The following is a 24,824-nucleotide window of genomic DNA, read 5'->3' as shown; positions in this document are numbered from 1 at the left end:
TATACCCTTTAGATTAGTATATTCTTATTTTTTATAGTATAAATTATTACTGAAACTTTTGATATCAGAATTTTTAAATATTTTACTTTTCATTAGTCATTCGCTTTGTTTTCAATTCAATAGGCTTCTACAAAAAAACATGTACTCCATAGGTTAAGAACCAGGAGTACATGCTTTTTTATTGTATGTTGAGATAACAAAAATGCTCTTATCGGCTTTCTACTTCTTTCAGCACTCTTTTTCGATAAGCCGGGAAAAAGTCTAATTCAAGGTCTCTATCGACCCCTGCCGCTTGGCATAACTTTTTATAGATTTCCTCATCCCATATTTTCCTTCCTACACAAAATTGGAATCTTGTATTTTTGCCAAATTGCTTTTTAAACATGAATAAACTATCGTCTTCACTGTTCGTCCTGCCTCCACCGTCATGTATAAGGTCAATTCCATTTTCTTTCCCCCAGACAGTAATGGCATATTGCAATACGTATGCAGGCGATAGATGATGGTACTCTTCCAATGTGCCAGATAGATTTGTATGCAATATGTTGTTATATAGAAAGTTAAATCCTATTCCTATTACTTTTGCTTGATAGGTAACTTCAGTCAATAAAATTCTGTCACCAAAAAGTTCCGTGCATTTGTCAAAATAATTATCATCAAAAAAATAATACGAAGCGGCATTGTTTCGCTGCATTGTAGAATAATAGATTTCCTTGAAATTCTTTAACTCTTTCGGATTTACCGTTATTTGAAACTCTACACCGGCTTGTAATGCTTTACGAACGTTCTTACGAGCTGTTTTTGAAAACTCTTGTTGGACTGGGTCATCATACTCTTTTAAATTCGTTCCAACAGTTTTGCGAATACTTTCGATTTCATAGTACTCTTGAAAATCTTGTGCATTGTTAAGTATTGGATGAAAACGGATAAATTCGCTAACGATTTTGTTTTGCTTGCAATATGCTTGAAATTCTTCTTCAAACGCTTGGATAAGCTGGCTTTTTTCTCCTTCTTTGCTATTAACGACTATAGGACCGCCATAACCATACGGCGTTACAAGATCATAAAAGGTTTCTTCTCCAATATGTATAGGTATTTCCCGCTTTATGAACAAGTGATGCACTTCTCCTAAGGGATGCTCAAATTTGTAGAGTTCGCTTTTTCCATTTTCCACCTCTTCGTAAAGCACTCCGTAATTTTTGTCAAAGTAAATATCTTTCACATTGGAACCTTCTTTCGTCAGGATATTTGGATGTTGAAATTCCATCCGCCTTTTTTACTTTCAAAAAAATTATTGACGCGAGCAATTGGCTAATAAAGGTAATAATATAGTTATCTGAATAATCTAAATTAACTATCATTATTTATATAATAATATACTTTGGGTCTAACTTCAATTTATTCTTTGTAATATGGGAAAATTAACAACCTCTCTCGTTCTTATTTTCCTATTCTCTATAAAAAAAAGATAATATTTTTTATTGCATCAAATGGAAATAAAAAACTTAGATTTCCAGTATTAAAGGTATTTATACCTATGTATAATTCCCTAACTAACTATTATACTAGTTTAGATTATTGTTTTAACGAGATATGGGAGGATATGGAATGAAACGTTTATTAACATTGTTAGTAGCTGCAGTACTTTTAATGGCCCTCTTGCCGGTTTCAGTATTTGCGCTCGAAAAAAATGACCCAAGATTTGATCGGTTTTTGACTGAAATAGGTTGGGAGAAACAACCTTATATCAATTACTTGGAAAGTAAAGATTGGCCGTTAGAAGAGATCGATTCTATTGATGAACTTGGTACGCCTATTACTGAAGGAAGTATTCAAACACTCCTTAAAGAGTATGTTTTGACACGTGAAGAATTAAACAAATTGCTCGAAGAATACGGTACTCTTGAAAAAGGGCAAGATGTAATTGATAGCGAATATTTTGTTTTCACTTATGAGATTGAGGAATTTGTTGACTATTACTCAAACTTAACTGCTATTACCCCAGAGAATCTTCAAGAGCTTGTCGAATATTATGAGTTCGGAACTGTAGAAGAACTGGAAAAGTTTTTAAATGGTTATGGCGATTCTATTGAAGAGTATGATTCTATTGAAGAGTTGGAAGAAGCAATTGCTTTTTATACCATGATTGGCGAAGATGATGACTTGGCCCTTGACGGCCTCTTTTCTGCCTTTGGGTTGACTGAACAAGAATTACAGAATTTAAGTGAACATCTTAATACACTGGATTATGAAAATCCTGCGTTTCAATCTAAACTAGATGAATTAGCAAATCGTATGATGGCTATCAGTGAGTTTGAAACAGCTAATGAATTAACAGCTGGACAAATCGCTGAAATATTATCCATTTTCAATGAGTTGCAATCTTTATTCAAAGTCACTACACAATTTTACTTGATTACTGATAATGAAAAACAAGCGATTTCTTTACAAACTTTACTTACGTTAGATACAACAAATGGCTTTGATTTGTTGATTGAAATCTATAACCTGCAAGGAACTTTCCTTGCTGATATATTACTGACTGCTGACATGTTTGGTTCGGAAATCATCGTTGATGCTGGTGAAGATTTGAAAGAAGTTGAAGATGTAGTTTCGAAGGCACCTGTTGCCAAAGCGCCGGCAAAACCAAAAATTCATAAAGACGTTAAAAAACCAGTTGTTTCTTCTACTGTCAAAGGCGGAAAATTGCCAAAGACTGCAGGAGGCTACACTGCAAATATCTTGTTAGGATTGGGCTTCGTCTTAATTGGATTCGTGTTATTCCGCCGATTTAAAGTTGCAGGAATGTAAGTATGAACCGAAACGAATCAAAAGGAAGAAGCAAACGGATTAAACGCTTGCTTCTTCTTTCCTTATCAATTGCGTTTATTGGATTTGGCCTATGGTTCAGCAGCACAAATGCTGCTACATTTCTTAAGGGGTATATGCTTTATAAAACAACTCAAGCGGAAGCAAAGCCTGAAGTTGCGATTCCTGCAGCAAACGAGCAAGAGACGGAAGCGAAAACAAAGAAAACCGCAATGAAAGAAGCCGTATACTTGGAACAGCCGGAACAAGGTGAAAATATTGGTGAACTTATCATACCAAAACTTGATGCCACTTTGCCGATCATCCATGGCACTGATGAAGAAGAACTCGAAAAAGGTGTTGGCCATTTTGCAGAAAGCGTCTTGCCTGGAATGAAAGACAATTCAGTGTTATCTGGCCATCGAGATACCGTTTTTCGAAGGCTCGGAGAAGTCGGAAAAGGCGACTTGCTCATCGTAGAAACAGTTGCCGGCAAATTCACATACAAAGTGCGCCAAGTCCGAATTGTCGATCAAGATGACCGCACGGTGATTGTTCCTAAACCAAGAGCGACTTTAACTGTTTCCACTTGCTATCCTTTTGATTTCGTCGGATATGCGCCAGACCGCTATATCCTTGTAGCAGATTTGATTTCATCCGAATAATAAAGCAACGACTTCAATATCGCTTTTTTGTTGAGATACAGAATATAACTATGTATTCTATTTTTAATTCCTTTGTATCAAAACCAACCTTGAAGATTTATATACAGACAAAAGATATTTCATCAATAAAGAAAGAAACCAGACGCAGTGCAATTGTGCGTCTGGTTTCTTTTATTTTTCAGCCCACTCCGCTTCCCACTCGTGAATTTCATAGCATCTAGCACCGGTCTTAATATAAGGATCTTGCTTAACAAGGGTTTCGCAGTCACTATACGAGGCAACTTGATAAATAACCAGCCCTCCTGATCCGTCACTAAAACGGCCATTTCCGTAAACATGGCCTTTGCTTCTCAGCATTTCCAAAAAAGACAAATGATCAGTTCTGAATTGCCGGCTCTTTTCCAAATCGAGCATTGGCAACAAAACAGCGAAAAACTTCTTTGCTTTTGCTTTTGGCATCTTTGTCCATCGCCACGTTTATTTTTAACTCTTTTGCTTCATTTTTTCATCCAGTAATTGAAACGCTGATTTCAGTTGTTCTTTCGGTACAGCAGCATACAAGTCGCCAAGGCTAAGTTCATATGAACATGTTTTTTCGCCCACTTCTTTCAAATAGCTGGCAATCCCAATACCTGTTTGCTGTTGTAGTCCTGAAAGCAATTCAACCATCTGTTCTTTCGATTGATCGAAATGCACGTGAAACATATTGGAAACCGGTTCAATCGGCAAAGTTGCAACACCATGACAGGCGTTGAACAAGGCGGCCAATTCTTTTGCGTCTTGATAATAGCGATCCATTTTACCAATTCGCTGTTCAAAATAATAGTCCGCTGCAACTATGTAGGGGTAAAGGCTGATTAAGTCGCCGCCATGGCGCCGTTTCCAAACTTTTGCATTGGCGATGAACTTAGGGTCTCCTGTAAGAATAGCTCCAGCAATGCCCCCAATTCCCTTGTATACCGATATATAGACGCTGTCAAAAAGATCGCAAACTTCAGCGGCGGTCTTTTCGTAATAAGGGAGCACTTCCAAAAGCCGTGCTCCATCAAGCTGTAGCTTGATGCCCTTTTCACGGCAATAAGAAGATATTCGTTCCAGTGTTTCAAAGCTTGGGAGCTGGCCGCCAATTTCCCTCTGCGGCAATTCAAGCAACAAGCAAGCTACCTCTTCTTCAAGTTCTACTACATCTTCCAATGAAATGACGCGGTTTTTATCCCCTATTAAAACCGCCTGAATATTATGCAGTTCTTTCAAACCATCTTCTTCGTGAATCTCCAGATGAGACAACGGATGATAAGCAACTTTTTTTAAAGATTTTTCATCGCACCAAATGCGCAAAGCAATTTGCTGAGCCATTGTTCCGCTAGGAAAAAATACAGCCACATCTTTTCCGGTAAGAGCAGCCATCTTTTCTTGAAACGCTTCGATGACTTTTCCAGATCCGTAACGATCGCTTTCGAGCTGGCCATCTATATGTTCAAAAGCTTTTTTTAATACAGCAACATCTCGTTTTCCGTGCCCTGCTAACTGATACCTTGTGTGATTGAAAGTCTGCTCTAAGCAATTTGATTCGGCCATTCCAAATCTCCACCCTTTTGAATATCATTTGATATAGTAACACCTTACCATTCTTTTTATAAAGGAAGAATGGTAAGCGCAACATTGAAAAAGGAAACTTTAGTTTTCTTTTCTAAGTTTACCAACAACCTGAAAACTAAAAAAGCACTGCTTAAAAAGCGGTGCCAGAAATCTTGGATAGTTTAATGGAATTATCTTTTACTGCACTTCTCGTGCAACTTCAAGTTTTTCAGCCAGCAGTTCATGATAGAAAACATTCATCTCCTGCCAAACTGTCTCATTAGCGAAATTTTCTTCCGCTCGTTTTTTTCCGTTTGCCGCTAAATGTTCACGAAGATCCAGATCGGTGATAAGCAAGTCCAGCTTGTTCGCCACTTCTTTTGGATCAGTGGGATCGACAAGAAAACCGGTTTCACCATTCACGATCGTATCTCTGGCCCCTGTCACATCTGCAGCGATAACCGGCATACCAGCAAGCGCAGCTTCAACCGACACGTTTCCAAACCCTTCCCTCTTCGTTAAAAAAACAAAGATGTTCATTAAATAATAATAGGGAACCGGATCCTCCTGGTAATGGGCATGAATGATATTCTCGTTCTTTTCAATCGTGAGCCTTGTTGCATTGCTTACCGGATCCCCTTCTTCGTAATCTCCTACAATCATTAAACGGAGGTTGGGATGAATTTTATTTAAAGTTAAAAACGATTCCACCATTTCCTCTATCCCTTTATCTTTCGTAATTCTGCCAACATATCCGAGAACAGTATGCTTGTCCGTCACCCCATGTTCAGCCTTTTTCGCTTCCACTTCCGCTCGTAATTCCTCGGTCAAACGGAAACTTTCAATATCAAATCCATTAAAGCTCCCTTGCCCTAATATCCGGATTTTTTCTTCATTGGCTATCCCGAGATTGATCAGCTGATCTTTCAAGCTTGGAGATACCGCTAACAAGTTTGTTGCTGCAGTTGCCGCAATTTTTTCAGCCATAAGCAGAATAAGTTTTTTGAGGCCTCTTGTTGTTTCCAAGCGCAGGCCGAGTACATTATAGATTCTGATTGGAACCCCGCATAAGAAAGATGCCAGCATCACTACAAGCCCTGCTTTCGGAGTGCCGGCACTTACAATATCCGGTTTTTCTTGCTGGATAACTCTGATGCAGGCAATCAATGATTTCAAATCCTTCAATAAAGAAATCTCCCGTTCGATATTGACGACGCTTACTTTTACACCTTCTCTTTTTTCAAACTTCTCTACATTACCGCCTGCAGAACACAACATTCTCACTTCATAGCCTTGCTGTTTCAAGAAAGCCATCTGGCCTCTCAATAAACCTAAACTGCCTGAACTGGTTACAGCATGCATCACTTTAGTTCCCATACCATCACTCACCTTCTCTTTTATTTTAGTTTTGGTCCAGATTAAAAGAGGGGATTACTTTGCTGATTCCACTTTTAGTTGATCGATGATTTCTTTTGCATAGTGAAGAGGGTTTTTACTTTTCAACAAAAAAATGTTTTTGCTGTTATAAACAAATTCATTCAAAATGGTTTTTTCATTCAGCAGCCCTTCATCAATATTAAAATTGGGATTGAAAAATTCGTAAGCGATTAATAAAGGAGAGCGCAAATAATTAAACACATTTCTATTTAAGTTCAGGATTTTTCGCAAAGCCTCAGAATCGGTTGCTTCTGTCAACTCTTCTTCTCCTCTTTCCAAGAAGGTAATATGTGTTATTTTTTCTCTTTCCATAATAGAATCTTTTTCGACATACTTAATGTTTGTAGTCGCTTTTGAAAAAGCAACGTATTCGAGTATCGGAAGAATATGAGTCAGCGTATTTTTTATTCTTGCTCCTATACTTTGTTCAACGTTAGAATAAAAACGAAAAAATACTCCATCTGCATTTTCCCTATCCCCGTTGTTCTGATTTCTGGTTACTTGGCTTCTAGAGCTTGCCCGCCTTTAGCAGGAAGAGCATTTCGGTAAAACTGATCCAGTTCGGTCCAAAGAACCTCGTTGCTGAAATGCTTCGAAGCCCACTTTTGTCCATTAATGCCCATTTGCTTTCGCAGCTCCGGTGCTAAAATCAGCAGTTCAAGTTTCTCAGTAATGTCTTTTTTGTTGGTGGGTTCGACTAGAAAGCCGGTCTTTCCATCTAAAAGCGTATCTTTTGCACCTGTCACATCAGCCGCTACTACTGGAAGACCACTTAAAGAGGCTTCAATTGAAACATTTCCAAAACCTTCTCGTTTCGTCAGAAAGACAAATACGTCCATAAGGTGGTAGAAAGGGATTGGATCGTTCTGATAGCCGGCATGGATAATATTTTTATTTTCCTGAATTTGTCGTTTTGTTAGTTCGTTAACTGTATCTCCTTCTTCATAACCTCCAACTATCAATAACCTGAGATTTGAATATTTTGCCTGCAACTTTACAAAAGCCTCAACAAGCTCTTCAATTCCTTTATCTTTTGTTAATCGCCCTACAAATCCAAGTACAATATGGTCACTCGTTAACTTGTATTCGCGGCGCTTTATTCGGATTTTTTCCATAAGTTCATTTGATTGTTGAAATTTTCCCAGGTTAAATCCGTCTCCACTGCCTTTTCCCAAAATAGAGACTTTTTTTTCGTTGGCAATTCCTAGTTTAACAACTTGGTTTTTCAAGCTTCCTGATACTGCCAAGCAATGTGTTGCTGCTCCTGCCGCCAATTTCTCGGCGGCTAGCAGAATTCCCCTTTTCAGCCCATTTGTCGTCTCCAGCCGAAGTCCTCTCATGGTGTAAATTCGTGTGGGTACATTGCACATATAAGCTGCCAACATAACAATCAAACTTGCTTTTGGTGTACTGGCATTTATTATGTCAGGTTTTTCTTGTCGAATAATCTGAATGCATTTCAGAAGCGATTTGGCATCTTTGAAAAGCGAGATTTCCCTTTCCATTTCAAGAATACGGACATCAACATCTTCTACTTCTTTAAATGCTTTTATGCCTTCTCCACTTGAGCACATTGCTTTAACTTCATAACCTTGGCTGGTTAGATGCTTCAATTGTCCTTGAAGAAAAACTAAACTATCCGGAATGGTTACAGCATATAGCACTTTGTTCCCCACAAGCTTACCTCCTAGATTGGGCCATGTTGTTCAGATCTGCCCGTTGATTTCAGTCTTTGCTGTTATTTAATACCGTATGCATCAAAGCTGCGCTCCAGAACATCAATGACCCGCTCTTGCTGATCAGCTGACATATTTGAACCTGAAGGCAGGCAAAATCCGTATTTGAACAATTTTTCACTGACTGCTTCCCCTTCTCCATGCTTATAGAACTTACAACCCGCGAACAGTTTTTGCATATGCAAAGGTTTCCAAACATGCCGCCCTTCGATATTCTCGGCCTCAAGAACCTCTTTCAACGCGGTCGGAGTTGTATCGATATGATTTGGATCCAGCAATAAAACCGATAGCCATCTATTTGATTTTGTTCCTTCAAGTTCCGGCTGAAACGATATACCTGGAATCTGCCCTAAGCGATTGGCATAGGTAAAGAAATTGGAACGCCTAATGGCTACACGATTTTCAATCACTTCAAGCTGCGCTCGTCCGATACCAGCTAATACATTGCTTAAACGGTAATTGAACCCTTTTTCACTATGCTCGTAATATGGTGCCGGGTCTTTTGCTTGTGTTGCCAGATGGCGTGCCCTGATTACTGCTTCCTCGTCATTTGAAACGAGCATTCCGCCTCCTGAAGAAGTAATAATTTTGTTGCCATTGAATGAATAAATGCTGAAGAGCCCCATGCTTCCGCTCTTTTTCCCTTTATATGTAGAACCTAGAGATTCTGCGGCGTCTTCGATAACAGGCACGTTATAGCTGTTGCATATTTCCAGAAGTTCGTCCATTTTTGCGCTCTGCCCATACAAATGGACAATAATCACAGCTTTCGGCAATTCTCCTTCTTCGGCTGCAGCCAGGAATGCCTTTTTCAGAGCTTCAGGAGACATGTTCCATGATTCTTCTTCCGAATCGATGAATACCGGTTCCGCTCTTTCGTACAATATTGGATTGGCACTTGCCACAAACGTAAGAGTGGAACAGAACACTTTGTCTCCTGGATTTACACCGATCAATTGCAGCGCCAAATGAATCGCTGACGTACCTGAAGATACTGCCAAACTGCTCTTTACTCCGATATAATCTGCAATTTGCCGCTCAAACGCTTCAACGTTGGGTCCAAGCGGTGCGATCCAATTGGTTTCAAATGCTTGATGGATATATTTCATTTCGTTTCCAGTCATATGAGGTGTAGAGAGAAAAATTCTTTCTTTTGCCGATTCCATTGATTTTCCGCTTATAAGTGGAAATACAGTCATCCCATCATCACGTCCTTTTTTTAGTCTTACTTTCCTTCAAACCCTGTATTGCGCGCGCAAATTAGTTTAGAGGCCCTTTTTGGATTCGAGCCGACTATTCAATCGAATCGCTATAAACCCCGTCTGATTTGAGCACTTTGATTGCTGTTTGAAACAAAATGTAAAGATCGAAGCGAATGCTCCTTCTCTCAATATATTCAATATCCAATTCTATTTTTTCATCCCAAGTTAATGCGTTTCTTCCGCTGATTTGAGCCCAGCCAGTGACCCCTGGCTTTACTGAAAGGCGTTGTTTCTGGTAATCGTTATAGTTGTCTGTCTGTACAGTCAATGTTGGCCTTGGACCCACAAATGACATATCCCCTTTGACGATGTTAATCAACTGAGGCAATTCATCAATGCTAGTTTTCCGAAGAAAATGGCCGACTTTGGTGATTCGGGAATCAGTGGTAAGAACCGCAATATTATCATTGCGTTTTTCAGGTTCATCATACATCGTGCGGAATTTATAAATAGTAAAATGATGCCCCATTTTCCCTCCTCTTACTTGTTTGAAGAAAATAGAGCCTTTCGATTCCAATCTGATTGCAATTCCTACGACTACAAATAGCGGCGCAAGCGAGCACAGCATCACTGATGCACAGAGAAATTCGCTGGTGCGCTGCAGACGTTCAATGCTTTTCCTATTTTTTCTTTCCGGACCAATTTTACTTACTTCCATATAGACTCCCCCTCTATAATTGCCATAATTCAACCGTTTCCAACTTGCCTTTTTGCTCAAGTACGCTTTTGATATCAAAAACTATTCCTTCTTTGTTCCATAAAAGGCGCTCAAATCTCCGCCACCCGGCTTGCTTATATTCCGTATGCGGCACCGCTAGAATAACAGCGGATGCTGGAAGCAGCTCGCTTTCTGGAGTAAGGCCAATCCCATATAAGCTTTCCGACTTTTCGGGATTGGCGAGCGGGTCTGCTACTTGCACCTCTATTCCGAAATCTTGAAGCTCTCGTATCAAGTCAATTACCTTGGAGTTGAAAAAATTCGATTCGTTTTCTTTATAGGTAACACCAAGGACGATTACGCTTAATTTGCGGGCAGTGTGATTTCTCTCCACTATTTTTTTTATGACTGTCCGCGCAATAGTGAATCCCATTTGCTCGTTAAGGTTTCTTGCTGCGAGAATAAGGGCAGGATAATGACCAGATGCCATTCCTTTATAAGCTAAAAAATAAGGATCTGTACTTATGGAATAGCCACCGATAAGATTAGGAGCAAATTTCATGGGATTTCTTTTAGCATCTGCCGTTTCCAGTACATCCAATGTGTTAACTCCAAGTTGGTTGCAAATCAAAGCGAGTTCATTCATAAGTGCAATGTTGACATCCCGCTGTGTAGACTCAAAGACTTTCGCCATTTCTGCTATGCGAATTGACTTTGCCTTAAACACATTTGCTTCGGTAACAGTCTCATAAACTTCTGCAATAAAATCGCACACCTCTTTACTTTGTCCAGCCACTACTTTGTTGGCTTTGAAGTAAATATTTGAAGGTTCATGCGGTTTGATATGCTCTTGCGAATAGCCAACGAAAAATTCTTCGCCTGCTTGAAAACCCGAATACTTCTCTAAAACCGGAATGCACTTTTCTTCTGTCATGCCCGGATAAAAAGAAGATTCATATACGACGACAGCCCCTTTTCTCATATGCATTCCTACTGTTTTGCTTGCCTTCAGTACTAGATTGAAGTCAGGCTGGTTACTGGAATCAACTTTAGTTGGCACGGCAATGATTATGAATCCAGCATCATTGAGTTTTTCGGGATCATCCGTAAACTCGATGGCCATCTCCTTTAAATTCACTGCCCCTACGTCATTAATGGAGTCAATGCCTTCTGTTAGTGCTTTAATCCGTTCTGGCTTCGAATCGAAACCAATGACCGAATATTTTTTTCCAAAAGCAATAGCAATTGGCAGGCCGATATATCCCAACCCCACTACCGCTATTTTCAGTTTGTCCATCATCATGTAGCCTTCTCCCCTTCTTTCGGCCTCCACCGCTTGTCAGTAAGTTTGACCAACTGTTTGCTGTTTGCGATAGCGAATGTAATGAGGAGCAGCGGGATCATTTTATTGCGATGGCGCATCGCAGTACCGGCACTCTGTGTACCGTATGAATAGACAACGACTGTCACGGCTAAAAACATTACGATGAAAACCTTATTTCTCAGTGGCATATCGCTTTTCACTAAACCAAAGATGGTTGCTCCAATCAGGAACAAGTAGACCGAAGAATCGAATAGGAAACTTACGATATCCCCCATGCCCCTCCAATCTATAGGAAGCGGAGAAAACATAAAGTAAAACATTTTTATCGGGGCTACTAAAATGGCTGCTATCCCTGACAATCCATTGAAACTGGCCAAGTACATGGAACCGCCAATACCGGAGATCTCAACCCCTTCTTCCGTCAGACCTTCAAATTTACTGAGGAACAGTTCTGTATTCTGAGACATGATGAAAACAAGTAGGGCAAAAAATATAAGATACAGAAAAGATTGGCCGGCTTTTTTTGATTTTTTTTGGCTAAGGAAAAGAAACGCTAACACATAGGCAACAACAAATCCGATCATGCCTGAATGGAATACCATCGACATGACAGCCAGTATTACAGAAAGAAGAAAATCCGGAAACTTTCCATCTGCAAACCATTTGATGAAATGATAGAGGGAGATGGAAATAAAAAAGATGATGATTGACTCACGCAATAAGATACTGGACATGAAAATACTATTCGGCATAACCGTAAACACACCCATAGCTAAGAAAATCAGTTTTTTATCAATTTCCAAAAACCTTAGCGTCTTCAGCAAGTACATGGCTGAGAAAACCCAGAAAGCAACATTGATGAACTGGACATACGGCCTTTGATCTCCCACTAAATAATAAAGTGCGGATAGAAAAGGAACGTAGGCAGTTGCCCCTTCTGACAGCGGCATGAGTCCATTGGCAATCGCAACCGATACTTCGTGAAAATATTCGGTATCAGTTCCGCTTGAGAATATAGGAAGCGAAGGCACATATAAATCAATGAATAACACTAGGACCCTTACAGCAAATCCTCCAAAAATCAATAATAACCACTCTTTTTCAAGTGACCGGTACAAGTAGAGGGAGATGGCCACAATACTTGTCAGTACCAGGATGATGCCGAATGCTTCACCGGCTGGAATATGGTCCTTGATGATGTAGGTGATGGTTATCTGAAATATAAAAAAAGCCAGTACGAAAATCATGAATAGATCCCCCTTTGATCGGAACTGAAGAAATTTAAATCTGATGCTGGCTAACTCTCTTTCTTACCTCTTGGCCAGCGACAAGATTCTTGCTTTATAATCTGCGACTTCACTGAACTGAAGAAGCCATATCATTGCTGTATAAATAATAATCCCAGAAACAACTCCACCTGTTAGCGCTCCGATTTCTCCCGCCGAAGAGATCAATGATGAGTAAATGCCCTTTGCCGATATTCCCATTACAACTGCAGCAAGAGAAGCTTTTAAAATATCGATTGAAAGTCTTTTCGAGTTAAGAGAACCTATTTTCCGGACAAGGGATACGTATAAGATGGCTGTGCTCAGAAGTGCAGCTAAACTTGTAGCCAGCGCTAAACCGTTTATGCCCATAAGCTTTGATAGGATGATATTCAAAACGACATTCAAGGCCATGGCCCCAACAGCACTGATCATTGGGGTTTTCATGTCTTCGAGAGAGTAAAACACTTTTGTCAGCACTTCCCTAAGCCCGAATCCTAAAAGGCCTACTGAATAGAAAAAAAGAGTACCGGTAGTTAATGCAGCTGCTTCACTGTCAAATGCTCCTCTGCCGAACAAGAGGTCTGTAACTTCTTTTGAAAACATCATAAGTCCCAGCGCCGCCGGTATGACAATCAACGCGACAATAGTGATGGACCTTTCAACAAGCCTTTTTAATTGGATATGGTCTTTCCTTACAGCTAACTGTGCAATTTTTGGAAAGACCACCTTAACTATGGCTAATACAAAAATCGCTTGTATGAAAAAGACCACTCGGTGGGAGTAGGTTAACGCCGAGATTCCACCTACTGCGATTTGTGAAGCAATTGTGCGATCGACCAATATATTAATCTGATCGGCGGAAACCCCGATAATGACCGGGACTGCAAGAATCATAAGTTTTTTTAAGTTCTTATCCTTTAAAGAAAAGTGAAAGCTGTGCCTGTATCCTGTTCGGTATATAGCAGGAATCATAACCAGCAGTTGTGAACCTACAGCAATTAATGTGCCTACCGCCAGCAGATAGACATTTGTTTCCGCGCTTACATAAATGAAGAAAATCATTATAAAGTTCAGCGGGAGCCCACTTAGGACTGTAGGAAGAAAACGCTTGTGCACTTCCAAATAACTGCTGAACACGTAAATCAATGCCACAAAGTAAATACTTAATGCAGATATCCGGGTAAATGCGACAGCAATTTTCAATGTCTCTCCTTCAAATCCGCTTGCAAACATATGCACAAGGAATGAAGGGAAGATTAAGATCATCAAAACAAGCAAAGTGGAGATCAGCAAAACGGAATTTATCAAGTTCACAGTAAAACGCTTTGCCTCAATAATTCCCTGCTTTTCCAGGATGCTCGTATAGATGGGAATATAACCGGCAGCTATTCCCATACCTATTAGAGAGAAAAAAGCGGTCGGAATATCTGTCGCAACCAGATACGCGTCGGTTATACCATCTGCTCCAAAAAAAAAGGAAAGGAAAATATCCCTTGAAAAACCAAGGATTTTAGTGATGATCACAACTATCATGATTGAAATTACGGTTTTTCCCATGTCTCTCTACCTCGTTTATCTGGATATTTGCGGCATTCAGGATTTTTCTTAAGTCAACTTGCTGTACACCCAAACACTAGCAAAGAAGTCTAAAAGCAATAGTTTTTAAGTATCTTTAATCTCTTATAAGAAATTTGCAGGGTAATTTCAGTCTCCATCTGGCAGATAACTTTTGCTTTCACCTCCTGTATTCTTTTCTCTTGGACCCTATACTAAAGTCCCCAGGTTAAAAGTAGGTTAAATAGTTTGAATTGTTAAAAATTAACGGATTCTATAGTGAACAGATATATACAAAAAAAACGGCCTTGATCGGAAATCCGAATCAAAGCCGCTGTTATAGAATCTATATGAAGAAATCTATTTATATATTGATAGAATTTTTCCTTCCCAAAATTCTCTTAAGAAGAAGCCATGGTCCGTTTAATGTTTTTCAGATAACGGCATATACTATACGCAAGGAAAATGCCACATAAATCGATAAACGCATCAAATAATCTTCCGTTCCGCTGAAAATACAACTGCAGAACTTCACTGGAAACTGCAAACACCGCACAAATTATAAGAGCTTGTTTCCAATTATTTAACCAGTTTAAAACAAAAACATATAAGAGGCCAAACGATATAAAATGGCCAGTCTTTTGGATAAAATAAAAACTATCCAAGAAATCGATATCGCTAAAAATTATCAATTCCGAAAAAGAGGGTTGCGGATCAAACTCGAATTCTATGACGCGATATACCAGAAATGCATAAGCGTCCACTGTGCACATCGAAATAACTATGACAGTGCTCCAAAGCAATACAAATAAAAGTTTAATATTCACCAGCATTCTTCTTTTCAAGGTATCCCCTCATTCTATAAGTTCTTTTGAACAGGCAGCCTCTCTAAATTTGCCTCTTTCGTAAAATGAAAATGAAACTCGCTAATGAGATTAGTATGTTTTCCTTTTCATTTCTCTAAAAAACCATTAAGATCTTTATCATATATCAATAATTTCCACTTAGAACTTGTTATTGATATTAAAAATCAGCCAGCAAATAATTACTTCCGCCTATCTTAATCTTAAATTTTATATAAATCAATCCACTTAGTGATTCTTAAAGACTAAACTTACTAAAGTGTGCTTATTATTCATAGAGCTAAAGGTTTTCTTTTTCATTAAACGGTTATAAGTAGTTAATGATCTATGCTCTGCACTTATGAATAGATGCGACTTATAAAACCCACACAACAGAAAAAAAGCGAACGAAAGATTTTTTAAGAGCAAGGGGTAATGTTATGGTTGCGGACTTATTATTAGCTCACAAGTGGACAATACTGATTTCATGCGACATTGTTGCATGGTCCGCTACTTTTTATATGTTTTACGCCAGATACTGGCTCGAATCAAAAATACGCGTTCTTATCTCTTTTTCAATTAGCACTGGCTTAGGCTATACTCCTCATGTTGTGCTCGGAGTCTTGAATTTTTTAGAACGGAAAAGCATAGATTTCTTTACACTTTTTCTATTGTCCATGTTCCTTTTTGGCATAACAATTGGAAAGAAATACATTATGATAATCGATCGTAAAATACAAGCTTGGGCAACAAAAGCACGGAAAACATATTAAGAGCTGTCCCATTGCTGGACAGCTCTTTTCACGTCCTTTGCTTTCTTTTTATTTCTGAGGCCGAAGTGTTATAATGGACACAGAATTTAGAGGCGAAGGAGAAATGGCATGTATATTGTAACGTCAACGGTAATTGTTCCGCCGGAAAAAGTGGATGAAGTAATTGGCATCTACCAGAAACGCTCCCGACGGGTAGATTCGGCAGAAGGATTCCATCTCTTCCGGCTGATCCAGAACACAAAAAAACTGAACGAATTGACTGTCCACTTAGAGTGGCAGACAAAAGAGGCTTATCTTACCTGGGTAAGAAGCGCGGAATTCAAAGAAATACATGACATGGAAAAACATTATCCAGATCAGGAGCTGGCAAATATTGTACCGACAGTCCGGCAGTATGAGGTTGTTGCCGAATGAACCTACTAACAAAACAACAAATTGCTAAAGAGACAAGAGAAAGCATTTACGCCGCCCATCCTTCACTCGTTGAACGTTTTGGTGAGAATGGAATTGTCCATACCGAGAAAGACAATATTCACCATCTTGACCATTTGGAAACAGCTTATTCGCTTAAACAACCTTCTTTGTTTCTCGATTATACGAAATGGCTACAGACCGTCTTAGAAAGCAGAAATGTCGGAACCCATTTGATTATCGATAACTTTGAGCGCTTAATTGCGATTCTTCCTGGAAAAGTTAAACTTGAGGAAGAGGAGTTCATGATTCTATGCCTTAAAGAGGCTATACATCTTCTCGATAATTAGAAAGGAGGACACACTATGACCTCAGACGAACTTGCTGATATATTCCTTTCAGGCGATGATTACTACGCTTTGCGAAAAGTTCAATATTATTTGAAGACCCATACAAAGAAGGAACTCCATCAGAAAATGTTGACGCCTGCCATGTACCGAATCGGACAGTTATGGCAAGAAAATGTTATTAGTGTGGCTGACGAACATTTAGCGACTGCAATTTGTGATTTTGTAATTTCTGCTACAGACAACCGGAGCCAAGCAGAAAAAGAAATAGCAGGAAAAGCGATGATCATGGGGTTTGAAGGCGAAGACCATTACCTTGGTTTAAAAATGGTGGCTTGTGTTTTCCGTGAACATGGCTGGACTGTCCATGATCTCGGACCGAATTTGCCGATTGAACATGCCTTAGAGGCTGCAAAGCAATTGAAGCCGGATGTCATTGGATTATCCGCTGCCCTCGTTGGCCGTCTGCCTCTAGTGAAACTATATATGGATGCCGTTCAACTGTTGAACCCAAAACCGACTGTACTTATCGGTGGCCGTGCTGTTACTTTGGTCGATTTATCGGACGCAAAAGCTGAAGGCGCTGTTGTGCTTGAAAGTTTGGAGACCCTTGAAGATTGGATTCAGTCCAGGAAGGAGTCGAACAATGAAGCACGCGCCCCATATTGAAGATTGGCCGTTGCCGATTTTTCAATTAGACCGGAAGCTCACCATTTTAGCGAGTTCTAAACTGGCACGGACTCTATTCAAGGAAGCGTCTGTTTTCACCGGTCTCCTAGAAGAAGGAAGCCGAGAGAAAGCATTAAAGTTTTTGGATCCGGCACGTTCCAATGAGCCAATTGAATTGACCTTTTTATCGCCACTGGATGAACCGATGGTGATGGATGTCCATTGCAAGTGGGAAAGCGGGGAAAGCGCGAATGTTATTGCTGTTCCAAAAGACCGTCATTTTACTCGTGTGTCCGCACAATTAACACATTTGAGAACACGCTTAAACGACACCAATTACGATTTGCTTCTTGAGAAAGAACGGACGGACAAATTGCTTCAAAATGTCAGAGAATTATCTGCGCCTTGTATCAAACTAGATCAACAGCGGCTGCTTATCCCCTTATTTGGAGCAATTGATCAGCAGAAAATGATCACTGTTTTGCCCCGGATTCTGGAGAATGTTTACCGGCAAGACAGTCAATCTGTAATTTTTGATCTGACGGCCATGAACGATATTGATCCGGATGGATTGGTTCAATTCAATGCTTTATTAGAGTCTCTATCAATCATGGGGGTCACTATTTCGATTACGGGTGTCCATCCAAGACATGCGAAACGTTTGCACGAGTTAAATAAAGGGCTCCAGGCCACGTTTGCTGTTTCATTGCAGAACGTATTGGCTGATCATCAAATTTAAAAAAGAATTCTTTTGTAAAGTTTAAAGATGAAATTTTCAGAGATGGGATAATTAGTCTAAAAAAACTAATACTAATCTTCATTTAAAAGCTCTTTTTTAAATTTTTTGTGTAATGCGAATTAAAGTATGGAAAGCTTTAAACTAAAATGATTATAGTGATAATTTTAAAAAACCCCTGAATAATGGACAGATTTCACATTGTCCTTTATTCAGGGGTGATTTTTGATAACAATCACTTTTCTTTTACGCCAAGATACTCTTCCAGCGTTTTTCCGCTGCCTTTTATCTTAACCGCAAGCTCAGATCCGACATAACGGTAATGCCAAGGTTCGTATTGATAACCAGTAATACTCTCTTTTCCTTTTGGATAACGAAGGATAAAACCGTATTTGTGAGCATTTTCCTGAAGCCACTTGCCTTCTTCCGTTTTACCGAACGATTCTTTTAACCAATCTGCCTGTTCTGCTCCACCGAAGTCAAAAGCGAGCCCCGTCTGGTGTTCACTATGGCCTGGACGTGCACTGAATTTTTCTGCTTCTGCTTCTCCGTATTTAGCAACGTAGTTTGAATATAGTATTGATTGACGTGAATAGCTTCGAAATGTGCTAAATGAAGTAAGATAGATTTTATCTTTCTTTGCAGCTGAAATCATAGCTGCAACAGCTTTTTGGGCTGTCAAATCAACTCCTGGGTTGTAACTGGATGGAAGACCGTTTTTCTTGTTAACAAGCAATACACCATTTACGTATGTTCCAGGTACTTTGGAAGACGGAGCTGGAAAGTTTGCCGGTTTCCCTGAAAAGACTTTTTGTAAATAAGCAGAACTGACAAAACCAGTATATGCGCCAGCTTTTATTTTATACCAATTTTCTGAACTGTTTACAAAGCTTACAACTGTTCCTTTTGGAAGAACTGTAACAATATGAGCATTTATAGAAGCATTAGAGCGCATATTGAGATTGGCTGTAGTTTTATATTGGCCTGCGGGTGGTGTTTGGCCAACTATTACGGTTTTGCTTTTACTTTTGTTTTTTGCGGCATCCATCACATGAACTGAAATATTAGTTCCAGTTTTTTGCTGTACTATAGTTATGGAAAATTTTCCGTTATACGCAACTGCTTCTCCTAATTTTTTGTTTCCTGCATAAGCATAAACTTTGGCATTTGATTCCGCTTTTCCTGTAATAGCTTTTGAAGAGTCAAACACTTCAGCGACAAGCGGTTTAGCAGGTGGTGTTGTATCAGTTTTTGCTTTGGTTGGGCTAGCCAATTGGAAAGCTAGTAAAATGCTTATTAATAGAACAACCATCCATTTTTTAATGTTCATTTTTTCCACTCCCTCAACATACTTACAATTTGCATTAGAGAACAGAATAGCATACTATATCCTGAAAATAGTAATTGTAACAAAAACTTAATAACCCTTTCTAATTCAACAAGTTTCAAAATGGCAGATCTTTTGTTCGGTCTTGATGCACCACTTCTTCCTGCTCTTCTAAAAATTCACTAAAATGTTCCCACCTGCGATATTTATTAGTGCTTGAATCTTCCTTTGAAGCAAACAGCTCCGCCATAAACTTGCCAAAAGAATCAGGTCGTGCTTCATGATCCCAAATAGTTGTGAAATTTTTGCTGTAGGTTATTCGATTGAAGTTGCCAAAAATGTGCGTTAAAGTGCCAATTAAAGAACGAACCTCCGCCACTTCAGGCATTTCCTTAAAATAATTGCTGCTGTACGTAGTTCCGTCCCGACCCAGCAGACAAACCTTAAATGAGCTTTTATATTCCTCCAAAACCAGTACAAGTTCTTCTTTAACAGCCATAGTTACCCCCACTTCTCTAATTTCTCAACTTTTAGTTTCTTCTATCCAACTCTAATGTTTCTTGTCCAATTACCGGCAATCTTAAGCTAGATGGATATTTGGAGCCTTGATAAACAATGACCGTTGACCCAATCGGATTTATTCCCGGTCCTTGAGGTGATTTTTGTTTAGGAAACGCTTTTGTGCCGCCTGCAAGACTTAGTCTAATTCGATGTCCTTTTTTAAAGACATAGGAAGTTGGATAGATTTTTATAGTGTATTTCTTAATTTTGCCTGGTTCAACCATTATCGGTTCTGCGAGCGAATTTGCTCGTGCGGCATTCAAGTAACCTGCAGTTACTTGTCTAGAAGTTCCATTTGGCGCTGCATCTGTAATCTGGACCACAAAGTCGGCATCTTCTGCATTTACTGCCGCCCAAAAAGTCATCGACAGATTACCGGTTATCTCGGTTGGCTCAGCAAGCGCACCGGTTGTCCATGTCAGTGTTTGTTTTTCGTAGGGTTGCTGATTAATAGTCAAACGCCCAGTCGCACTCAATAATGTCGGCAAGAACGGTCCGGTTTCCGGAGAGTATTCATACATGGCCGTCGCTTCCTTATCGGTTGTTTTTTCTTCAATTAACAATCCGTCATTTATGCTATTGATAGAATCGCTTTTTTTGTTTGTTAAATAAAAATCGATGTAATTTGTACCAATAAGCGGCCATTTCTTTTCATAACGCCATTGATTGGCACCTTGCACATAAATAAGCACCGGATCATGTTGATTAACTCCATTGTTCTTATCTTTCAAATAATGGTCGAACCATTGAGCTTGATAATCTTCAAATCCATAAGGCATAACTCCTGACAAATATGTATGAGCATCAGAAGAAACAATTAATTTACTGTGTATGCTAGTTTTGCTATATTGTTCAAATGCCTCTATATTGTCTGGACTGATATAATCATTCCATCCTCCAGTGATAAAAGCAGCTACACCGTGCTTGGCTATTCTATTTAAGTCTTCAGTAGAAACTACACGCTCTTGCCACCAGCCGTCAAAGTTTCGGTGTTCTTTCGCCGCCTTGTATTCAACGCTACGTGCAATCCGTCCTGGTCCTGCTTCCATTCCACCAGGATGCCAAAGCATCTCATAACAATCGGCGCATGCAGCTGCTGGACTGATCGCTTTTAGACTTGGAGGCAATTCCTTTGCAGCAAGCCATTGGCTGATACCTAACAGGGAAAGGCCAATTGTTCCTACTTTGCCGTTACTCCATCCTTGCTCTGCCGCCCACTCGATGACATCATAGCCATCTGAACTATAAAAATTGTAAAGGCCTGCTTTTCCTTCTGAAGTTCCGGTTCCCCTCAAACTTACATGGACAACCGCATAGCCGCGTTCTGCCAGATCCATTAATTTCGTTTCGCTTTTGCCTCTGTCCGATTCATGCCCATATCCATTAAGTTGCACAATGGTCGGCAAAGGCTCTTTCACTCCTTTTGGTAAAAGCAAACGCCCTTTCAGGATGATCCCGTCTCTAACTTTAATATTTATATCTTCAATGACTCGAACTTCGTTTTTCTCATGGGACATCTTTTCTTCTTTTACTACCCATTTCCTTTCTAATGTCCCCTTGCCTTTGATTGAGGTTTCTGTTGGCCTCGCAAGAGCCTTTTCTTCATAGTATGTATCCAAACTTTCCACAAATCCAAACATTGAAAATACAATTCCAACAAAAAATAATATAAAAATAATATGGAGTTTCATCGCCTAAATTTCTCCTCTCCATTACTATCTTTTTAGATTATTCTAATCTATTGGTTACCATTCCACTATTGTTTTGATTTTTTCAGTTACTATTACTTTAAAAAATACTTTTTTTAGTTCATCCTTTCCCAAAAAATAAACAATAGCCTTGCGAATGCAAGGCTATTGTTTATAATCTTCCGCTTATAAAGAATTGGATACTGAAGTTGATAAATTTTCTTTTACAACCGGACTATTTCTTTTCGCTTTACCGATTGGTATTAGGTAGTTTGCTTTTGGTAAGAACATTATCAAATGAACAATAATTAGGCTTGTGAGAAGTACAATTCCAATTGTCACTAGTATTAATTCGGGTTCCCAAAAACTTGGTGGAGTATTTCTTCTTAAAATACCTTTCACCATCGGGTGTACTAGGTAGATACCCATCGAGTAATTGCCGATAATATTTAAACCGCTAAGAATAAAAGGAACTTTCGCAATCAAACCTTGAATAGATAATAAAAACAGCACGAAAATTGGCACATACAATAAATTTATCGGTCTTGAAGAAGTGAAAATATTATTTGGGTCAATTTCAAGACATAGCGCTAGAAAAATCAATATTGCAGAAACAAATAATACAACTTTTTGACGCTTCACAAATTTTAATATCTCTGAATAATAACTGACCAATACTGCTCCAAACATAAAGAACCCGATCCAATTCAGCAAAAATGAACGATGCCCGATTATTATATCAAGCAAATCAATTCCCGTATGTATTTTTGATCCTGTAAACCAGTAAAGGTTTACAAGCAAACTAACAAAGAAAAACCCTAATAGCATTTTTCGGTTTCGTATCAATTGAAGTAAAGGAAACATAATATAGAATTGAATAACAGTAATCATAAAGTAAAGGTGATAATATCCTGTTCCAACCAAAAAGTATTTTGCTGTACTTTGAGCATCTGGAAATATTTCATTACTATAAAAATATTTTTTAAAGCTTAAATAGATCAACGTCCAGATAATAAAAGGCAAAACGATTTTCGTTGTTCTTGATGTTAAAAAATGCTTAATATTGAAGCCACGTCGGTTCACAGAACCAAAAAGCAAGAATGCGCTGATCACCGCAAAAATAGGTGTCCCTAAGCGTGGTAACTCATACAAATATAAATTTAATGTATTTATAGAACCATTAGCTGCAGTAATAGTTCCAGATGAAACATGGACAAAAACAACCATAATACAAGCAATAGCCCGCACAAAAGGAATTTCTTCATAAAACTTTTTTTGCATTATATTTCACTTGCCCTTCATTAATTTCCAATAAAATTATATCATTATAACCCTACTAATATAATTTTTTAACTTTTTAGAATACTGCATATAAAAGCGACTCCTTTTTGGAGCCGCTTTTGTGTTACATGCCTATTATTCCCAAATCTTCTCTAACTTGCTTTACTAATAAAAAGAGACTTAAGCAAAGTTGCAGAATTTCTCTGCCTCACTTGCTAAGTCTCCTAATAGCTAGTCACCATATTTTTTTAAAAAATCATTTATCTAATTTTGCTTTTTTAAAGCTTCTAGTTGATGCCACCGCAAGCTTCCAGCCTTCGTAAAGTTCTTCGCTCTTTTCAGCATCCATTTCGCGCTTAAACGTTTTTTCAACTTTCCATTGCTGGGCAATTTCTTCTTTGTCTTTCCAGAAGCCGACCGCAAGACCCGCGAGATAAGCTGCCCCAAGCGCCGTCGTCTCCAAAATGCCTGGCCGTTCCACCGGAACATCCAAAATATCGCTTTGGAATTGCATCAAAAGATCGTTCGCTACGGCACCGCCATCAACTCGAAGCGTCTTCAGTTCAATTCCTGCGTCTTCAATCATCACATCGACTACATCTTTTGTCTGGTAGGCAAGAGATTCAAGCGTCGCACGGATAAAATGCGCTTTTGTTGTCCCGCGTGTTATGCCAAATATGGCACCTCTTGCATCAGTATCCCAATAAGGAGTGCCAAGGCCAACAAATGCCGGCACCATATAAACCCCATCCGTTGAATCCACAGATGCAGCATAGGTTTCACTTTCTCGTGCAGAATTAATAATTTGTAGCCCGTCCCGCAGCCATTGGATAGCGGAACCAGCTACAAAAATACTGCCTTCTAACGCATATTCCACTTTGCCGTCGATTCCCCATGCAAGTGTCGTCAATAAGCCATGCTCAGATTTTACACTTTGTTCGCCTGTGTTCATCAGCATAAAACAACCCGTGCCATAGGTGTTTTTCGCCATACCTTTTTCAAAGCAAGCTTGGCCGAAAAGAGCAGCTTGTTGGTCACCCGCTATACCGGCAATCGGCACTTCGTGGCCGAAGAAATGGTAGTTGATCGTATGCGCGTATATTTCAGAAGACTGCTTGACTTCCGGCAACATGCTCTTTGGCACTGTCAGGATTTCCAAAAGTTCATCGTCCCAAACCAAGTCGTAAATATTGTACATCAATGTCCGGGAAGCATTGCTGTAATCGGTGATATGTTTTTGGCCTCCGGATAACTTATAGACTAACCATGAATCGATAGTGCCGAACATTAAGTCACCATTGTCCGCTTTTTCCCTCGCCCCTTCAACATTATCCAATATCCATTTCACTTTTGTTCCTGAAAAATAAGGGTCGATAAGCAATCCCGTTTTGTTGCGGAACGTCTCTTCATGGCCATGCTCAATCAATTCTTTGCAAATGCCGTCGGTCTGGCGTGATTGCCATACTATTGCTTTGTAGACTGGCTTGCCTGTTGTACGGTCCCATACAACTGCCGTTTCCCGCTGGTTGGTTATGCCGATTCCCGCTACTTCACTAGGTTCTGCGTCCGCTTTCCGCAATACGCCAGCGATACAGGCCAGAACCGATGTCCAGATTTCATTTGCGTCATGCTCCACCCATCCTGGTTTCGGAAAAAATTGCTGGAATTCCTGCTGTGCAGTTTCAACAACCTCACCTTCATGGTTGAACAGCATTGCGCGAGAACTTGTCGTTCCTTGGTCAATTGATAATATATATTTTTTTTTCATAGAGATTCCTCCTTTACCAGTTTTGATACGTATGTTTCTATTACTCGGCTCTTCCTTAATTCTACCCTTGCCACTTCTGATAAAACCAGCACAAACTTTGTCCCCGATAGTTAAATGCACATAAAAAATAA

General features: G+C 39.4%; 23 protein-coding genes. 6 read left to right on the top strand and 17 right to left on the bottom strand.

Going from position 1 to position 24,824, the window contains the following annotated elements:
• Positions 1-208: 208 nt before the first annotated feature.
• Positions 209-1,267 (bottom strand): peptidoglycan bridge formation glycyltransferase FemA/FemB family protein, encoded by a 1,059-nt coding sequence (locus B0H99_RS07380; protein WP_245894435.1) that lies wholly within the window; start codon positions 1,265-1,267, stop codon positions 209-211.
• Positions 1,268-1,608: 341 nt separating this feature from the next.
• On the opposite strand from B0H99_RS07380, the gene B0H99_RS07375 reads away from it, so the two are divergent.
• Positions 1,609-2,811, top strand: a complete 1,203-nt coding sequence (locus B0H99_RS07375; protein ID WP_106533004.1) for a processed acidic surface protein — start codon at positions 1,609-1,611, stop codon at positions 2,809-2,811.
• Between the two features lie 2 nt (positions 2,812-2,813).
• Positions 2,814-3,473, top strand: a complete 660-nt coding sequence (locus B0H99_RS07370; RefSeq protein WP_106533003.1) for a class D sortase — start codon at positions 2,814-2,816, stop codon at positions 3,471-3,473.
• A gap of 171 nt (positions 3,474-3,644) precedes the next feature.
• On the opposite strand, the gene B0H99_RS07365 is transcribed toward B0H99_RS07370, so the two are convergent.
• From B0H99_RS07365 to B0H99_RS07315, 11 genes are all read right to left on the bottom strand, one after another.
• Entirely contained in the window at positions 3,645-3,932 is a 288-nt protein-coding gene (locus tag B0H99_RS07365; RefSeq protein WP_106533002.1) for a YciI family protein, read from the bottom strand.
• Between the two features lie 24 nt (positions 3,933-3,956).
• Positions 3,957-5,051, bottom strand: a complete 1,095-nt coding sequence (locus tag B0H99_RS07360; RefSeq protein ID WP_106533001.1) for a threonine aldolase family protein — start codon at positions 5,049-5,051, stop codon at positions 3,957-3,959.
• A 198-nt stretch (positions 5,052-5,249) separates the two neighbouring features.
• Positions 5,250-6,428, bottom strand: a complete 1,179-nt coding sequence (locus B0H99_RS07355; protein WP_106533000.1) for a glycosyltransferase family 4 protein — start codon at positions 6,426-6,428, stop codon at positions 5,250-5,252.
• A gap of 54 nt (positions 6,429-6,482) precedes the next feature.
• Positions 6,483-6,746 carry a hypothetical protein gene (locus tag B0H99_RS07350; protein WP_146137258.1) on the bottom strand — a complete coding sequence of 88 codons (264 nt, stop codon included), beginning with the start codon at positions 6,744-6,746 and terminating at the stop codon, positions 6,483-6,485.
• A 239-nt stretch (positions 6,747-6,985) separates the two neighbouring features.
• On the bottom strand, positions 6,986-8,164 hold the full coding sequence (locus tag B0H99_RS07345; RefSeq protein WP_106532998.1) for a glycosyltransferase family 4 protein: 1,179 nt from the start codon (positions 8,162-8,164) through the stop codon (positions 6,986-6,988).
• Between the two features lie 62 nt (positions 8,165-8,226).
• Positions 8,227-9,423: a DegT/DnrJ/EryC1/StrS family aminotransferase gene (locus B0H99_RS07340; protein ID WP_425440381.1), complete on the bottom strand. Its 1,197-nt coding sequence runs from the start codon at positions 9,421-9,423 to the stop codon at positions 8,227-8,229.
• A gap of 94 nt (positions 9,424-9,517) precedes the next feature.
• Entirely contained in the window at positions 9,518-10,144 is a 627-nt protein-coding gene (locus B0H99_RS07335) for a sugar transferase (protein ID WP_106532996.1), read from the bottom strand.
• Between the two features lie 13 nt (positions 10,145-10,157).
• Positions 10,158-11,447 (bottom strand): nucleotide sugar dehydrogenase, encoded by a 1,290-nt coding sequence (locus tag B0H99_RS07330; protein ID WP_245894433.1) that lies wholly within the window; start codon positions 11,445-11,447, stop codon positions 10,158-10,160.
• The gene (locus tag B0H99_RS07325) at positions 11,444-12,715 is read right to left on the bottom strand and encodes a glycosyltransferase family 39 protein (protein ID WP_106532995.1); all 1,272 of its coding nucleotides are present in this window, start codon (positions 12,713-12,715) and stop codon (positions 11,444-11,446) included. The genes B0H99_RS07330 and B0H99_RS07325 overlap by 4 nt, the downstream gene beginning before the upstream one ends.
• Before the next feature lie 63 nt (positions 12,716-12,778).
• Positions 12,779-14,293, bottom strand: coding sequence for a murein biosynthesis integral membrane protein MurJ (gene murJ, locus B0H99_RS07320; protein ID WP_106532994.1), 1,515 nt, complete (start codon positions 14,291-14,293; stop codon positions 12,779-12,781).
• Positions 14,294-14,691: 398 nt separating this feature from the next.
• Positions 14,692-15,063: a VanZ family protein gene (locus tag B0H99_RS07315; RefSeq protein ID WP_245894444.1), complete on the bottom strand. Its 372-nt coding sequence runs from the start codon at positions 15,061-15,063 to the stop codon at positions 14,692-14,694.
• Between the two features lie 950 nt (positions 15,064-16,013).
• Here B0H99_RS07315 and B0H99_RS07305 point away from each other — a divergent pair.
• The 4 genes from B0H99_RS07305 to B0H99_RS07290 are packed head-to-tail and all read left to right on the top strand — an operon-like array spanning position 16,014 to position 18,071.
• Positions 16,014-16,319, top strand: coding sequence for an antibiotic biosynthesis monooxygenase family protein (locus B0H99_RS07305; RefSeq protein ID WP_106532992.1), 306 nt, complete (start codon positions 16,014-16,016; stop codon positions 16,317-16,319).
• The gene (locus B0H99_RS07300; protein WP_106532991.1) at positions 16,316-16,666 is read left to right on the top strand and encodes a hypothetical protein; all 351 of its coding nucleotides are present in this window, start codon (positions 16,316-16,318) and stop codon (positions 16,664-16,666) included. The genes B0H99_RS07305 and B0H99_RS07300 overlap by 4 nt, the downstream gene beginning before the upstream one ends.
• 15 nt (positions 16,667-16,681) lie before the next feature.
• The gene (locus B0H99_RS07295) at positions 16,682-17,332 is read left to right on the top strand and encodes a cobalamin B12-binding domain-containing protein (RefSeq protein WP_106532990.1); all 651 of its coding nucleotides are present in this window, start codon (positions 16,682-16,684) and stop codon (positions 17,330-17,332) included.
• Entirely contained in the window at positions 17,310-18,071 is a 762-nt protein-coding gene (locus B0H99_RS07290; RefSeq protein WP_106532989.1) for an STAS domain-containing protein, read from the top strand. Before B0H99_RS07295 ends, B0H99_RS07290 begins: the two co-directional genes overlap by 23 nt.
• A 232-nt stretch (positions 18,072-18,303) precedes the next feature.
• Here B0H99_RS07290 and B0H99_RS07285 read toward each other — a convergent pair whose 3' ends face one another.
• From B0H99_RS07285 to glpK, 5 genes are all read right to left on the bottom strand, one after another.
• Positions 18,304-19,398 (bottom strand): D-alanyl-D-alanine carboxypeptidase family protein, encoded by a 1,095-nt coding sequence (locus B0H99_RS07285; RefSeq protein WP_181313607.1) that lies wholly within the window; start codon positions 19,396-19,398, stop codon positions 18,304-18,306.
• Positions 19,399-19,513: 115 nt separating this feature from the next.
• Positions 19,514-19,894, bottom strand: a complete 381-nt coding sequence (locus B0H99_RS07280; protein ID WP_106532988.1) for a hypothetical protein — start codon at positions 19,892-19,894, stop codon at positions 19,514-19,516.
• Positions 19,895-19,925: 31 nt separating this feature from the next.
• Positions 19,926-21,647, bottom strand: a complete 1,722-nt coding sequence (locus B0H99_RS07275) for a CocE/NonD family hydrolase (protein ID WP_106532987.1) — start codon at positions 21,645-21,647, stop codon at positions 19,926-19,928.
• Positions 21,648-21,830: 183 nt separating this feature from the next.
• Positions 21,831-22,925, bottom strand: coding sequence for an acyltransferase (locus B0H99_RS07270; RefSeq protein ID WP_106532986.1), 1,095 nt, complete (start codon positions 22,923-22,925; stop codon positions 21,831-21,833).
• A 256-nt stretch (positions 22,926-23,181) separates the two neighbouring features.
• Complete coding sequence (gene glpK, locus B0H99_RS07265; protein WP_106532985.1) at positions 23,182-24,693, bottom strand: glycerol kinase GlpK; 1,512 nt, start codon at positions 24,691-24,693, stop codon at positions 23,182-23,184.
• Positions 24,694-24,824: the final 131 nt, after the last annotated feature.

The sequence above is a fragment of the Planomicrobium soli genome, assembly GCF_003014655.1.
GTDB classification, from domain to species: Bacteria; Bacillota; Bacilli; order Bacillales_A; family Planococcaceae; genus Planococcus; species Planococcus soli_B.
The sequence above is the reverse complement of the archived record's forward strand: the minus strand, read 5'-3'. Positions and strand labels throughout refer to the sequence as shown.

What these genes read in the sequence shown, in the direction of transcription:
- B0H99_RS07380 (WP_245894435.1), bottom strand. Translation starts at nt 1,267, where the DNA reads ATGGAATTTCAACATCCAAATATCCTGACGAAAGAAGGTTCCAATGTG.
- B0H99_RS07375 (WP_106533004.1), top strand. Translation starts at nt 1,609, where the DNA reads ATGAAACGTTTATTAACATTGTTAGTAGCTGCAGTACTTTTAATGGCC.
- B0H99_RS07370 (WP_106533003.1), top strand. Translation starts at nt 2,814, where the DNA reads ATGAACCGAAACGAATCAAAAGGAAGAAGCAAACGGATTAAACGCTTG.
- B0H99_RS07365 (WP_106533002.1), bottom strand. Translation starts at nt 3,932, where the DNA reads ATGCCAAAAGCAAAAGCAAAGAAGTTTTTCGCTGTTTTGTTGCCAATG.
- B0H99_RS07360 (WP_106533001.1), bottom strand. Translation starts at nt 5,051, where the DNA reads ATGGCCGAATCAAATTGCTTAGAGCAGACTTTCAATCACACAAGGTAT.
- B0H99_RS07355 (WP_106533000.1), bottom strand. Translation starts at nt 6,428, where the DNA reads ATGGGAACTAAAGTGATGCATGCTGTAACCAGTTCAGGCAGTTTAGGT.
- B0H99_RS07340 (WP_425440381.1), bottom strand. Translation starts at nt 9,423, where the DNA reads ATGACTGTATTTCCACTTATAAGCGGAAAATCAATGGAATCGGCAAAA.
- B0H99_RS07335 (WP_106532996.1), bottom strand. Translation starts at nt 10,144, where the DNA reads ATGGAAGTAAGTAAAATTGGTCCGGAAAGAAAAAATAGGAAAAGCATT.
- B0H99_RS07330 (WP_245894433.1), bottom strand. Translation starts at nt 11,447, where the DNA reads ATGATGATGGACAAACTGAAAATAGCGGTAGTGGGGTTGGGATATATC.
- B0H99_RS07325 (WP_106532995.1), bottom strand. Translation starts at nt 12,715, where the DNA reads ATGATTTTCGTACTGGCTTTTTTTATATTTCAGATAACCATCACCTAC.
- murJ (WP_106532994.1), bottom strand. Translation starts at nt 14,293, where the DNA reads ATGGGAAAAACCGTAATTTCAATCATGATAGTTGTGATCATCACTAAA.
- B0H99_RS07315 (WP_245894444.1), bottom strand. Translation starts at nt 15,063, where the DNA reads ATGTGCACAGTGGACGCTTATGCATTTCTGGTATATCGCGTCATAGAA.
- B0H99_RS07305 (WP_106532992.1), top strand. Translation starts at nt 16,014, where the DNA reads ATGTATATTGTAACGTCAACGGTAATTGTTCCGCCGGAAAAAGTGGAT.
- B0H99_RS07300 (WP_106532991.1), top strand. Translation starts at nt 16,316, where the DNA reads ATGAACCTACTAACAAAACAACAAATTGCTAAAGAGACAAGAGAAAGC.
- B0H99_RS07295 (WP_106532990.1), top strand. Translation starts at nt 16,682, where the DNA reads ATGACCTCAGACGAACTTGCTGATATATTCCTTTCAGGCGATGATTAC.
- B0H99_RS07290 (WP_106532989.1), top strand. Translation starts at nt 17,310, where the DNA reads ATGAAGCACGCGCCCCATATTGAAGATTGGCCGTTGCCGATTTTTCAA.
- B0H99_RS07285 (WP_181313607.1), bottom strand. Translation starts at nt 19,398, where the DNA reads ATGAACATTAAAAAATGGATGGTTGTTCTATTAATAAGCATTTTACTA.
- B0H99_RS07280 (WP_106532988.1), bottom strand. Translation starts at nt 19,894, where the DNA reads ATGGCTGTTAAAGAAGAACTTGTACTGGTTTTGGAGGAATATAAAAGC.
- B0H99_RS07275 (WP_106532987.1), bottom strand. Translation starts at nt 21,647, where the DNA reads ATGAAACTCCATATTATTTTTATATTATTTTTTGTTGGAATTGTATTT.
- B0H99_RS07270 (WP_106532986.1), bottom strand. Translation starts at nt 22,925, where the DNA reads ATGCAAAAAAAGTTTTATGAAGAAATTCCTTTTGTGCGGGCTATTGCT.
- glpK (WP_106532985.1), bottom strand. Translation starts at nt 24,693, where the DNA reads ATGAAAAAAAAATATATATTATCAATTGACCAAGGAACGACAAGTTCT.